Annotated in this window: 13 protein-coding genes and 1 tRNA gene; 5 read left to right on the top strand and 9 right to left on the bottom strand. The window is 68.4% G+C overall.

The window, feature by feature from the left end; all coding sequences use genetic code 11:
* The first annotated feature begins 43 nt into the window (after window positions 1-43).
* Entirely contained in the window at window positions 44-826 is a 783-nt protein-coding gene (fdhD, locus tag G7B69_RS09625; RefSeq protein ID WP_166178637.1) for a formate dehydrogenase accessory sulfurtransferase FdhD, read from the top strand.
* Between the two features lie 39 nt (window positions 827-865).
* On the opposite strand, the gene G7B69_RS09620 is transcribed toward fdhD, so the two are convergent.
* The 3 genes from G7B69_RS09620 to metX all read right to left on the bottom strand — a co-directional run bounded on the left by G7B69_RS09620 (window position 866) and on the right by metX (window position 3,340).
* Window positions 866-1,318 (bottom strand): PilZ domain-containing protein, encoded by a 453-nt coding sequence (locus G7B69_RS09620; RefSeq protein WP_166178635.1) that lies wholly within the window; start codon window positions 1,316-1,318, stop codon window positions 866-868.
* 334 nt (window positions 1,319-1,652) lie between these two features.
* Entirely contained in the window at window positions 1,653-2,240 is a 588-nt protein-coding gene (gene metW, locus G7B69_RS09615) for a methionine biosynthesis protein MetW (protein ID WP_166178633.1), read from the bottom strand.
* On the bottom strand, window positions 2,237-3,340 hold the full coding sequence (gene metX / locus G7B69_RS09610) for a homoserine O-acetyltransferase MetX (protein WP_166178631.1): 1,104 nt from the start codon (window positions 3,338-3,340) through the stop codon (window positions 2,237-2,239). Before metX ends, metW begins: the two co-directional genes overlap by 4 nt.
* 56 nt (window positions 3,341-3,396) lie before the next feature.
* Here metX and hisC point away from each other — a divergent pair, with 56 nt between their 5' ends.
* Together hisC and G7B69_RS09600 are read left to right on the top strand one after the other, a co-directional pair.
* Window positions 3,397-4,512: a histidinol-phosphate transaminase gene (gene hisC, locus G7B69_RS09605; protein WP_166178629.1), complete on the top strand. Its 1,116-nt coding sequence runs from the start codon at window positions 3,397-3,399 to the stop codon at window positions 4,510-4,512.
* Window positions 4,509-5,420, top strand: a complete 912-nt coding sequence (locus G7B69_RS09600) for a prephenate/arogenate dehydrogenase family protein (RefSeq protein WP_166178627.1) — start codon at window positions 4,509-4,511, stop codon at window positions 5,418-5,420. Before hisC ends, G7B69_RS09600 begins: the two co-directional genes overlap by 4 nt.
* On the opposite strand, the gene G7B69_RS09595 is transcribed toward G7B69_RS09600, so the two are convergent.
* From G7B69_RS09595 to ftsE, 5 genes are all read right to left on the bottom strand, one after another.
* On the bottom strand, window positions 5,417-6,745 hold the full coding sequence (locus tag G7B69_RS09595) for an MFS transporter (RefSeq protein WP_207785992.1): 1,329 nt from the start codon (window positions 6,743-6,745) through the stop codon (window positions 5,417-5,419). The genes G7B69_RS09600 and G7B69_RS09595 overlap by 4 nt on opposite strands.
* Before the next feature lie 81 nt (window positions 6,746-6,826).
* Window positions 6,827-7,510, bottom strand: coding sequence for a lysophospholipid acyltransferase family protein (locus G7B69_RS09590; protein WP_166178625.1), 684 nt, complete (start codon window positions 7,508-7,510; stop codon window positions 6,827-6,829).
* Entirely contained in the window at window positions 7,507-8,028 is a 522-nt protein-coding gene (locus tag G7B69_RS09585) for a YdcF family protein (RefSeq protein ID WP_166178623.1), read from the bottom strand. The genes G7B69_RS09590 and G7B69_RS09585 overlap by 4 nt, the downstream gene beginning before the upstream one ends.
* Window positions 8,025-8,948, bottom strand: coding sequence for a cell division protein FtsX (locus G7B69_RS09580; protein WP_166178621.1), 924 nt, complete (start codon window positions 8,946-8,948; stop codon window positions 8,025-8,027). The genes G7B69_RS09585 and G7B69_RS09580 overlap by 4 nt, the downstream gene beginning before the upstream one ends.
* Window positions 8,948-9,685: a cell division ATP-binding protein FtsE gene (gene ftsE / locus G7B69_RS09575; RefSeq protein ID WP_166178619.1), complete on the bottom strand. Its 738-nt coding sequence runs from the start codon at window positions 9,683-9,685 to the stop codon at window positions 8,948-8,950. Before ftsE ends, G7B69_RS09580 begins: the two co-directional genes overlap by 1 nt.
* A gap of 160 nt (window positions 9,686-9,845) precedes the next feature.
* Between ftsE and G7B69_RS09570 the strand changes: the two genes are divergently transcribed.
* Window positions 9,846-10,646 (top strand): zinc-ribbon domain-containing protein, encoded by an 801-nt coding sequence (locus G7B69_RS09570; RefSeq protein WP_166178617.1) that lies wholly within the window; start codon window positions 9,846-9,848, stop codon window positions 10,644-10,646.
* Window positions 10,647-10,655: 9 nt separating this feature from the next.
* Here the strand turns inward: G7B69_RS09570 and G7B69_RS09565 are convergent, their stop codons facing one another.
* On the bottom strand, window positions 10,656-10,889 hold the full coding sequence (locus G7B69_RS09565; RefSeq protein ID WP_166178615.1) for a hypothetical protein: 234 nt from the start codon (window positions 10,887-10,889) through the stop codon (window positions 10,656-10,658).
* A 244-nt stretch (window positions 10,890-11,133) separates the two neighbouring features.
* Between G7B69_RS09565 and G7B69_RS09560 the strand changes: the two genes are divergently transcribed.
* Window positions 11,134-11,220, top strand: a tRNA-Leu gene (locus tag G7B69_RS09560).
* Window positions 11,221-11,222: the final 2 nt, after the last annotated feature.

Below are 11,222 nucleotides of genomic sequence, written 5' to 3'. Positions count from 1 at the left end.
TAACGCCGCCCCTGGATTGCCGCGGGACCTTCGGTCCCTCGCAATGACGAGCAAAAGCGAAGTCACGGAAATCCGCGCCGACGGCACTCGCCGCCCGAAAGCGCGCGAATGGGTGCCCGAGGCACCGGTGGCGCTCGAGTTCAACGGGCTCAGCTACGCGGTGATGATGGCCACGCCGGCCGACCTCGAGGACTTCGCCCGCGGCTTCGCGCTGACCGAGGGCCTGGCCAAGACCCCCGCCGACGTGACCGACGTGGCCGTCGCCGAAACCGACCTCGGCTGGATCGTCCGCTCGGCCCTGGCCGGCTTGGGGGTCGACAAGCTGACCGAGCGTGTCCGCTCGCGCGTGGCGGAATCGAGCTGCGGACTGTGCGGGATCGAGAACCTCGAAGCCGTCGCGCGCCCGCTGCCCAAAGTCCCGGCGCACGCCGCGCTCGGCGAGGCGGCGATCTTCGCTGCGCTTGCCGGCTTGCGCGACCACCAGCCGCTCACGAAACGGACCGGCGCCGCCCATGCCGCCGCGTTCTGCGACCTCGCCGGCACGATCCGCATGGCCCGCGAGGACGTCGGCCGCCACAACGCGATGGACAAGCTCGTCGGCGCCCTTGCCGCCGCGGGCAAGGATCCCGCCGCCGGCTTCATCCTCTCGACCGCGCGCTGCTCTTACGAGATCGTCGAAAAGGCCGTCCGCGCCGAGGCGACGCGCCTGGTCACTGTCTCCTTGCCGACCAGCATGGCGGTCGAACGGGCGCGGGAGGCGGGACTGAGCTTGTGGTGCCTGGCACGAGATGACAGCGTGCTGGTGGTGAATGACGGGGCTGCCTGATCGCCAGACTCGTTGGTCCGGCGCGCAGGGCCGCGTTTGCTAGGGATTCGGCTTGGGCGCCGACCGTGTAGCCAGCAAGTCCGGACGCGTTCCATCATCTCGGTTCGCCGAAGCGTTCATCGCCGACCGCTTCCGCCCGACCGGGATGTTCCCCACGGTCGCGACCGGCTGCTCGACGATGCCGAACATTCGCGTGCTGGCTTCCACCACCGCCGGGTCTACCGGGTGGTCGAACTCCAGTCCGCACATGTCGCGCTCGGTCCACACCACCGAGCACATGACCTTCTCGCTGCCCCATTTCAGCAGCGCGGTTGCTCCCGCCTCGGGCGGGTTGTCCAGGCTGACCCGGGCGCCGGTCTCGGACAGGTCCCACAAATGGCCGAAACTCTCGCTGGTCAGCGTCCGCAGGCTCGCCGCGCAAGTGGCGCGGGTGCGCCGGGCCGCGCGGCGTTCGATAACGAAGAGTCCCTTGTCTACCTGGAAATAGTCCATGCGGCGAAGGCTCTGCCCGCAGGGTTAAGATGGCCCTACCAAACGTGGTGAAGACGCGAGCAGGCATAACTGTCTCTGCAAGCGCGCCTCCGCAACGCGCCCGGGCAAGAAATCGCTTTCCTACATTCCCGTTTTGTTCCATATTCCCTGCTGCTCTTTCAAATCGTCGTCTTTGCGCCCGTGGTGTCGGGGCCCGTCCATGCAGCCATCCGGGGCGCGAACGCAGTTGGAGATGTGTCACCCTGTCGCCTGGGCCGAAAACCGCGGATTTCCGCAGGTTTCACAGGCGACACTTGGGTGACAGGGTCCGTAAAGTGTCACCCTGTTCTGGCGGTCACCGGCTCAGCTGGAACACCGCGTGCTCGGCGCGCCAGTTGGCGCTCGTGCCGCCGATCTCGCGCTCGCCGGTGAAGAACCAGCTCTGCTCAATCGTCACGCCTTTCGCGCGCAGCAATTCGCGGAAATCCTCGACCGTCACGTGGTGGATGTTCTGCGTCTCGTACCAGCTCACCGGCAGGTGCCGGGTCACCGGCATGCGCCCGTGGGCGAGCAGCGAGAAGCGCATACGCCAGTAGGCGAAGTTGGGAAAGCTGACGAAGGCGCGGCGGCCGATCCTGAGCAGCTCGTCGAGCAACTGGTCGGGTCGCGCGGCGGTCTGCAGCGTCTGGCTGAGGATCGCGCAGTCGAACGCGTCGTCGGGATAGTCGGCGAGATCGCGGTCGGCGTCGCCCTGGACCACAGAGAGGCCGCGGGCGACGCAGCGCTCGACCGCTTCGGGGTCGATCTCCATGCCGCGCGCGTCGCAGCCCTTCTCGCGCTGGAGCACTTCCATCAGCTCGCCCTCGCCGCAGCCGACGTCGAGCACCCGCGCGCCCGGCGCGACATGGGCGGCGATCACCGCGAGGTCGGCGCGCAGGCTCATTCGAGGAAGCCCTTGACCACCCGATCGAGCGCCGGGACGTCGAGCAGGAAGCTGTCGTGGCCGTAGGGCGCCGAAAGCTCGACGAAGCTGACCGGTGCGGCGACCGCGTTGAGCGCGTGCACCACGTGCCTGGATTCGGCGGTCGGGTAGAGCCAGTCGGTGTCGAAGCTGACCAGGCAGAACCGCGCGGTGGCCCCGGCGAAGGCGTCGGCGAGGCGCCCGCCGTGCTCTTCGGCGAGGTCGAAGTAGTCCATCGCCCGGGTGATGTAGAGGTAGGCGTTGGCGTCGAAGCGGTCGGAGAAGGCGATACCCTGATGGCGCAGGTAGCTCTCGACCTGGAAATCGGCGTCGAACCCGAAGCTCTTGGCCGCCCGGTCCTGCAACCGGCGGCCGAACTTGTCGGTCAGCCCGGCTTCGGAAAGGTAGGTGATGTGCGCCGCCATGCGGGCGACGGCGAGGCCCTTTTCGGGGCCCTTGCCGTGAGCATAGTAGTCGCCCCCCTCCCAGTTAGGATCGGCCATGATCGCTTGCCGACCGACCTCGTGGAAGGCGATGTTCTGCGCCGAGTGCCGCGCGGTGGTGGCGATCGCCAGCACTCGCTTCGCCCGGTCGGGAAAGTTGGCCGCGAGGCTCAGCGCGAGCATCCCGCCCATCGAGCCGCCGACCACCGCGTGGAGCTTCGCGATCCCCAGCGCGTCGAGCAGCGCGACCTGGGCGCGGACCATGTCGCGGATGGTGATGACCGGGAAGCGCATCGCCCACGGCTTGCCGTCCGGCCCGTCGCTGGCCGGACCGGTCGAGCCCATGCAGCCGCCGACCACGTTGGCGCAGATTATGTGATAGCGGCGGGTGTCGATCGGCTTGCCGGGGCCGACCATGCGGTCCCACCAGCCGGGCTTGCCGGTAATCGGATGGACGCTGGCGACGTGCTGGTCGCCCGACAGCGCGTGGAAGACGAGGATCGCGTTGCCCTTGTCGTCCGCCAGTTCGCCGTAAGTCTCGTAGGCGACGCGCACGGTCTCGAGCCGCTGCCCGCTGTCGAGCGGGAGCGGGTCGGGGAGCACGAGGCTCTTCGCATCGAGGGCACCGGCGCTGGCCATGTCGGCAGCGGATTGGGGGCTGGCGCAAACACTGTCAATTGCCGCCGGTTGCCGCTATGCGGCGCGCCGTGAACGAGACGGGGCCCAAGCTGAAGCCGTGGATCGCGGCGATCCACGCCTACGTGCCCGGCAAGAGCGCCGGGGCGGACGGCAAGCCGCTGGCCAAGCTCTCGGCCAACGAGAACCCGCTCGGCACCAGCCCGGCGGCGCTGGAGGCGCGGGCCGAGGCGAGCGCGCCCTCGCTCTACCCCGATCCCGACAGCCGCCGTTTGCGCGACGCGATCGGCGAGTTGCACGGGATCGACCCGGCACGGATCGTCTGCGGCACCGGCTCGGACGAGTTGCTCAACCTCGCCGCGCAGGCCTTCGCCGGCCCGGGCGACGAGGTGCTGTTCCCCCGCTTCAGCTTCGCCGTTTACGAGATCGCCACGCGCCGCTGCGGGGCGACGCCGGTCGAGGCTCCGGATCGCGACTACGCGGCCGATGTCGATGCCCTGCTCGCCGCGGTCACCGAGCGCACGCGGGTGGTCTTCCTTGCCAACCCGAACAACCCCACCGGCAGCTTCCTGCCCAGGGCCGAACTGGCGCGGCTCCATGCCGGATTGCCGGCCGAGGTGCTGCTGGTGATCGACCAAGCCTACGCCGAATACGTCGATCCGGCGGACCAGGACGAGGGGCTCGCCCTTGCGGCGGCGTACACAAACGTGCTCGCCACCCGCACTTTCTCGAAGATCTACGGCCTCGCCGGCGAGCGGGTCGGCTGGGGAACCGGCGCGCCGGCGCTGGTCGAAGCGCTCAACCGCATCCGTGGGCCCTTCAACGTCACCGTGAGCGCCCAGTCGGCGGCCGTTGCCGCGCTCGCCGATCAGGCCTTCGTCGAGGCCTCGCGCGAGCATAACCGTGCGGTGCGTGCCCGCTTCGTCGCCGCCCTCGAAACGCTCGGCAATCGCGGCGTCCGCCCGCTGCCGAGCGGCGCCAACTTCGTGCTCGTGCTGTTCGAAGGCGCGCTGAGCGCCGAGGCGGCGCTCCATGGCCTGGCCGATGCGGGCTACGCGGTGCGGCACCTGCCGGGCCAGGGACTGCCGCAGGGCCTGCGCATTACCATCGGCACCGCCGAGCAGATGGACGAAGTCGCCGGATGCCTCAGGCGCATGGCCGAAGGCGCGGCATGAGCTTCGAGCGCGTCGCGATCATCGGCCTGGGGCTCATCGGTGGCTCGATCGGGCTTGCCATCGCCGAGCACCTGCCCGGTGTGACCACGACCGGCTACGACGCCGATCCCGCGGTCCGCCGCCGCGCCGCCGAGCGCGGCCTGGCCGGAACGATCTGCGAGACGGCCGCCGAAGCCGTGGCCGACGCCGAGCTCGTCATCCTCTGCGTGCCGGTGGGCGCGATGGGCGAAGTCGCGCGGCAGATCGCCGATGCACTCCCGCCGGATGCGCTGGTCAGCGACGTCGGCTCATCGAAGCGCAGCATTACCCGCGCGCTGACCGAGGCCCTGCCAGGCCAGCCGGTGATTCCGGCCCACCCGGTCGCCGGCACCGAGCACTCGGGCCCCGACGCCGGCTTCGCCACGCTGTTCCACCACCGCTGGTGCATCCTCACCCCGCCCGTCGACGCCGACCCCGGCCTCGTCGCCAGTCTCGCCGAATTCTGGCGTGCGCTCGGTGCCATGGTCGAGGTGATGGACGCCGAGCATCACGACCTCGTGCTCGCGGTCACCAGCCACATCCCCCACCTGATCGCCTACACCATCGTCGGCACCGCCTCGGACCTCGAGGAAGTGACCCGCGGCGAAGTGATCAAGTACTCGGCGGGCGGCTTCCGCGACTTCACCCGCATTGCCGCGAGCGACCCGACGATGTGGCGCGACGTGTTCCTCAACAATCGCGACGCTGTGCTCGAGATGCTCGATCGCTTCCTGACCGACCTCGAAGGCGTGCGAGAGGCGATCAAGGCCGGCGACGGCGACAGCATGTTCGACCTGTTCACCCGCACCCGCGCGATCCGCCGCGGAATCATCGAGCTCGGCCAGGACGACGCGCGGCCCGACTTCGGCCGCGCCGACCACGGCGCTTAAGCAGCGCTTAACTTCGGTCGGGACTGGTTCGCCTGCGCCCGTGCCGCAAGCGCCACCAGCACCGCCAGCGCGGCGGCGATTGCGAGACCGGCCAGCCCCGCTTCGAACCCGCCCGTCGCGTCGCGCGCGGCGCCCCAGGCATAAGGCATCAGAAAAGCGCCGAGCTGGGAGACCGTGTTGATCGCGGCGCCACCGACCGCGAGCAGGTGCTTCGGCAGCAGATCGGGCCAGCACATGAGGTTGCCGAACGAAACCGCCCAGACCGCCAGCCCCCAAAGCAGGAATAGCGCGACGAATATTGTGACATGGCCATGCATGGTCAGCGCCATCAGTGCGTAACATGATGCCACCACCGCGATGCTGGTCACCATCGTCGAGAAGCGTTCACCCCTGCGGTCCGACAGAATTCCGGCGAGCAGGATGCCGCCGGCCCCAAGTACCGCGACCACGCTGGTCAAGCGCCCGATATCGGTGGTGCTTAGCCCGGTGGCCATCTGCAGCACCTGCGGTGCGGACAGCGTGAAGGTGATCCCGGTGCCAATCGTCAGGAACCCGAAGAGGCCGAGCCGCCACACTTGCGGATGACGCAGCGCCGCCGCGACGCCGTGTGCGTCAGGCGCACCATGGGCATCGGCATCGGCCTCGAGTGCGCGGACGATCCAGGCCTTTTCGGCGTTGTTGAGCCAGCGCGCGGTTTCAGGGGCATTGGGTAGCAGGAACAGCACCAGCAGCCCGACCAGCGCGGCGGGAAGCCCCTCCACCAGGAACAGCCATTGCCAGCCGGCAAGACCGTGCGCGCCGTCCAGCGAGAGCAGCATGGGCGAAAACGTGCCGATGACCACTCCGGCGAGCGCACCGAGGATGTAGATCACGCTCAGTGCACGGCCCCTGACGGCCTTCGGAAACCAGTGCGCCATGTAAAAGACGATGCCGGGAAAGAACCCCGCCTCGGCCGCGCCGAGCAGGAAGCGAATCAGGTAAAACTGCCAGGGCGATTGGACGAACATCATGCCTGCGGCGAGCAATCCCCAGGTGATCATGATCCGCGCGATCCAGCGGCGCGCGCCGACCCTGGCGAGGATTAGGTTCGACGGCACTTCGAACAAGGCGTAAGCGAGAAAGAACAGCCCGCCCCCCAGACCGTAGACCGTGGCGCTGAAACCCAGGTCGGCGTTCATCTGCAAGGCGGCGAAGCTGATATTGACCCGGTCCATATAGGCGAACAGGTAAGCCACGCCGAGCAGCGGCAGGATACGCCAGGCCATGCGCGAGACCGTGCCCGCCGGTGCGGCGTCCTCGGTCGAATTGGTGTCGAGAGTTGTCATCGAGCGGCGCCCCCCAGCGCGACGCGACCGCAGGCCGGGCCTACCCGCCGCGCTGCCGCGCAACAAGGGCAATCGGCAGCGTCAGGAATTCAGCGCGTTGATCGCGCTGTGCACCCGCGCCTCGATCTCCTCGCGCGGCAGGCCGGGCGGGATCGGCTCGCAGAAGCGCACCGTGATCGTGCCGCGACGCTTCCACCAGCGCTGATAGAGCGGCCCGCTGTCGACCGCCACCGGCACAACCGGCAACCCAAGCATCTTGTACAGCCCCGCGAAACCCGAGCGCAGCGGCGGGCGCTCGCCATGCGGAATGCGCGTGCCTTCGGGGAAAATCGCCAGCGGGCGGCCGCCGCCGATGTGCCGGCGCGCCTCGGTCATCATGGCCCGCAGGCCCTTGGCGCCTGCGTCGCGCATCACCGGGATGTTGCCGTAGGCGCGAGCGACGCGACCCCAGCCGGGAATGCGGAAGAGCTCTTCCTTGGCGAAGGGCACGGGGTTGTCGAGCAGGTTGCCGAGGTCGATCGCCTCGAAGAAGCTTTCGTGCTTGATTGCGTAAAGCGCCGGCCCGGACTGGCGCTCACCCTCCTCGCGCACGACGATCCCGAGAATCTTGACCACGCACCAGCGGTGACAGCGCGACCAGGCGTTCGGGATGGCCCGAAAGCGAGGGCCCGACAAGAGGACCGCCGCGAGCAGCGAAGCGAGCACGAAGCCTACGGTGGCGCCATAGAACACGGCGTAGAATAACAGACTGCGCAGGACCCTCACAGCCGCCCGAGCCAGCTTGCCAGCAGCTTGTGATATTCGAGGAACAACGTCTTCAACGAGGGTTCGGAGGGCACCGCGTCTTCCACCAGCCGGACCTTGGGCAGCACCTCCTCGAGCTCCCCGGCGCTCCGCCGCATGTGCCAGTCGCTGGTGACCAGGCGCAGCGAGCGGAAATGGCCACTTTCGATCCAGCTGGCGGTCTCGAGCGCGTTGCCGCGGGTGTCGAGTGCAGCGAAACCGAGCACGACGCAGCAGGCCATCTCCGCCGGTGTGACCTTGTATTGGGCTGCGAACTCGCGCGGGCGGACTTCACGGTCGACACCGCTGACGAACAGCTTGCCGGCGGCATGCGCGCGCAACATTGCCAGCCCACGATCGATCCTCCCGCCGCCGCCCGTGGGGACGACGATGACGTCGGTCTTCACGCTCGGCGGAGCAGGCTGCGGCAGCGCGGCGGCGAACCAGGCGAAGCCGAGCAGCCAGACGATCACCAGCGCGGCAATCAGCCGGCGGATCACAGCATCCTCCTCAGCGCGGCAAGCACGGTAATCCTGGCCGTGAGCATGGCGATAAGTACCCCGGTGAACGGGATAGCGCCGATCGCTACCCAGTCGACCAAGCCCAGCCCACCGCCGGCGACCAAGCCCGAGCCCAGCGCGGCGAACTGGCGGCCGAGCAAGAACAGTGCGATCAAGCCGAGCAACAGCCCGACTATGCCTCCGACCGTCGCATCGACCGCGATCGAGCGCTGAAATATACGCGCGATCTGCCCGTCGGTGCCGCCAAGCAGGTGGACGATCTCGATCGTGTCGCGATTGGAGCCGAGCGCGCTACGCGCCGCGAGCCACACCGCCGCCGCGCTCGTCGCCGCCAGCAAAACTACGAGCCCGATGGCGAGCCATTGCAGCGAGGAAATGGCCTGAAACACCGGCGCCAGCCAGCCGGCCTGCGCATCGATCTTGGCCGAAGGCACGGATGCGGTCAGCTCGGCCCGCAGAGCCTCGAGCCGCTGCGCGGTCACCGGTCCGCGCAGCCGCGCATCGATCAGGGCGGGAATCGGAATCGCTTCGTCGGCGGTGCCGGCGGCTTCGCCGAGCCAGGGTTCGATCAGCCCTTCGAGCTCGGCATCGGGCACCCGGCGCACTTCGGCGACGTCGCCGCGATTGCGCAACAAGGCGAGCGCGACTTCGGCCTGACGGTCGCGCTCGGCGGGAGCGGCTTCGACCACCTGAACGGTGATCCCGCCGGCGATCTCCGCGCTGGCGTTGCGCGCGAGATTGCTCAGCGCCAACCCGGTAGCGGCGGCCATCACCGTCAGCGCAATCATGATCGCGATCACCCACGGCATCGGACCGCCGAGCCGGGCCTGCTGAAGCAAGCCCGTGCGCTCGCCGCCGAAGCGCGGCTGGTTGCGGCGGATGACCTGGGCGAGCGCCATCAGCCGAACGCTCCTTCGATCCGGGCGGGGCGCCGCGGCGGATAGCGCAAGGCGCCGGTCGGGTCGCTCAGCCGTCCTTTATCGAGCCGCATGATCAGCGAATCCGGGACCTTCTTGAGCAAGTGCACGTCGTGGGTGGCGACGACGACGGTGGTGCCCAGCCGGTTGAGCGCCTCGAACAATCGCAGCAGCTTTAGCCCCATGTCGTGGTCGACGTTGCCGGTCGGCTCGTCGGCGACGAGGATTTCAGGACGGGCGATCACCGCGCGGGCGATTGCCACGCGCTGCTGTTCGCCGCCCGACAGCGTGGCCGGACGCGCGCCGGCGCGATGGCTCAGGCCGACCCAGTCGAGCATGTCGGCGACAGGCTTTTTGATTTCGCTCTCAGGCACGCGCGAAACGCGCAGCGGCAGCGCGACGTTGTCGAAGGCGCTGAGGTGCGGCACGAGGCGGAAGTCCTGGAACACCGTGCCGATACGCCGGCGGAACGCCGGCAGGCCCTTGCGCGGCAGAGTGATCACGTCGCTGCCGAACATGCGTATCATGCCCCGCGACGGCCGCTGCGCGAGATAGAGCAGCCGCAGCAGCGAGGTCTTGCCCGCGCCGCTCGCCCCGGTGAGGAAATAAAAGCTCCCCGGGTACAGCGTGAACGAGATGTCGCTCAGGACCTCCCGGTCGGTGCCGTAGCGCAAACCGACGTTGTCGAACTGGACGATGCTCCCCTCCGGACCGCTCATCGTCGCGGTCCAGGTGGGCGAATGGTCGATCTGGCGGGAACAGGAGGCATGCGCCGGCGGCTATAGCCGCTGATCGATGTGGAAAAAAGGCAGGGCCGGACGCTGTTCACGGCCGTGCACCTTGTTGCATTGCCGAAACAAGCGTTAGGATTCGACCGCAATGATCATAACGTGCCCCGCCTGCTCCACGCGCTATGTCGTTCCCGACAGCGCGATCGGAGCCGAAGGACGCACAGTCCGGTGCGCCAAGTGCCGGCATAGCTGGTTCCAGGACGGTCCGACGCTCGCAGCCGCGCCTCCCTCTCCAGCGCCAGCCGCGCCGGCCGAGCCCACGCCTGTCACTCCGCCTTCGCCGCCGCCGCCCGCTCCCCCGCCACCGTCGGAGCCTGTCACGGCGGACCCCGAGGCCGAAGCGGTAGTCGTCGAGCGGCCGCCGTTTGACGAAGCGCCTCCTTCGCCTCCGGTGGTCGCGCCGGATTACGCCGAGGACGACGCTGCGTCGCAGTTCGAGCACGAGCCGCCGTTCCGCCGACGGCGCAATCCGTTGCGATTATGGACTTACGCTGGAGTGGTCTTTGCGATCATGGTCGCCGCGCTGATCGCGACGGTCAGCTACTGGGGCCTGCCGGACTGGGTGCCAGTGAGCCGGCCGATCTTCGCGGCGGGGCAGAGCGACCTGCAGCTCGACTTTCCCGCGGACCAGCAGGAGCGGCGGCAATTGCCCGACGGCACCGAGTACTTCGGCGCCAGCGGCACGATCACCAACATCGGCAGCGTGACGCGCAACGTGCCGCCGATCCTGATCGTGCTGCGCGATGGGCACGACCGGATCGTCTACAGCTGGGAAGTCTATCCCCCCAAGCGCAGCCTTGCGCCCGGGGAGAGCATGACGGTGAACCAGGCGGTGACCGACGTCCCGCGCTCGGCCAAGGTGGCCGAGATCGGCTGGAAGCCGAACTGAACCGTTGAGCTACTCGAATTCGTAGGTGACGCGGCCGTCACGGCTTTGCCGCTGGCTGCGCGGCGTGGCGCCGTCACGGCTCGAAATCAGCGATCCGCCTTTGAGCACCGCCGGTCGCAGGATCGTCACGCTCACCTGAGCGCTTTCCACCCGGGCTCCGCGGTCCGGCTCGGCGGGCGCGTCGACCGGCGCGGCCTGGACGGCAGCAGCGGCAAGCAAGAAGAAGGCGGCGGCGAAGCTCATGGCAAATGGTTATGACCGTATTTACCCTGTTGAACAGGGTTTCGCTAACCCCGTTCCACAGCGGGACGAAGATCTTCGCGATCCTCAGGCACAGCCGCGCTGAGCGGTATCCCTATCAATGCGGTGCGTGCGATCGCGTAGGTGAGCCAGTTGCAGCCGATACGCTTGCAGGGGTGTGACCCCTTTGCTAAGGGCCCGCACCTACCCCCGGGGGAGCCGGCATTCCGGCTCCTTTTTCGATGATGCGGTCGTGGCGGAACTGGTAGACGCGCAACGTTGAGGTCGTTGTGGGCGAAAGCCCGTGGAAGTTCGAGTCTTCTCGACCGCACCACA

The sequence above is a fragment of the Croceibacterium segetis genome (assembly GCF_011320115.1).
Taxonomy (GTDB): Bacteria; Pseudomonadota; Alphaproteobacteria; order Sphingomonadales; family Sphingomonadaceae; genus Croceibacterium_B; species Croceibacterium_B segetis.
This window is presented reverse-complemented; position numbering and strand designations above follow the sequence as displayed.

Coding starts and splice junctions, on each gene's coding strand:
- fdhD (WP_166178637.1), top strand. CDS start 44: ATGACGAGCAAAAGCGAAGTCACGGAAATCCGCGCCGACGGCACTCGC.
- G7B69_RS09620 (WP_166178635.1), bottom strand. CDS start 1,318: ATGGACTATTTCCAGGTAGACAAGGGACTCTTCGTTATCGAACGCCGC.
- metW (WP_166178633.1), bottom strand. CDS start 2,240: ATGAGCCTGCGCGCCGACCTCGCGGTGATCGCCGCCCATGTCGCGCCG.
- metX (WP_166178631.1), bottom strand. CDS start 3,340: ATGGCCAGCGCCGGTGCCCTCGATGCGAAGAGCCTCGTGCTCCCCGAC.
- hisC (WP_166178629.1), top strand. CDS start 3,397: ATGCGGCGCGCCGTGAACGAGACGGGGCCCAAGCTGAAGCCGTGGATC.
- G7B69_RS09600 (WP_166178627.1), top strand. CDS start 4,509: ATGAGCTTCGAGCGCGTCGCGATCATCGGCCTGGGGCTCATCGGTGGC.
- G7B69_RS09595 (WP_207785992.1), bottom strand. CDS start 6,745: ATGACAACTCTCGACACCAATTCGACCGAGGACGCCGCACCGGCGGGC.
- G7B69_RS09580 (WP_166178621.1), bottom strand. CDS start 8,948: ATGGCGCTCGCCCAGGTCATCCGCCGCAACCAGCCGCGCTTCGGCGGC.
- ftsE (WP_166178619.1), bottom strand. CDS start 9,685: ATGAGCGGTCCGGAGGGGAGCATCGTCCAGTTCGACAACGTCGGTTTG.
- G7B69_RS09570 (WP_166178617.1), top strand. CDS start 9,846: ATGATCATAACGTGCCCCGCCTGCTCCACGCGCTATGTCGTTCCCGAC.
- G7B69_RS09565 (WP_166178615.1), bottom strand. CDS start 10,889: ATGAGCTTCGCCGCCGCCTTCTTCTTGCTTGCCGCTGCTGCCGTCCAG.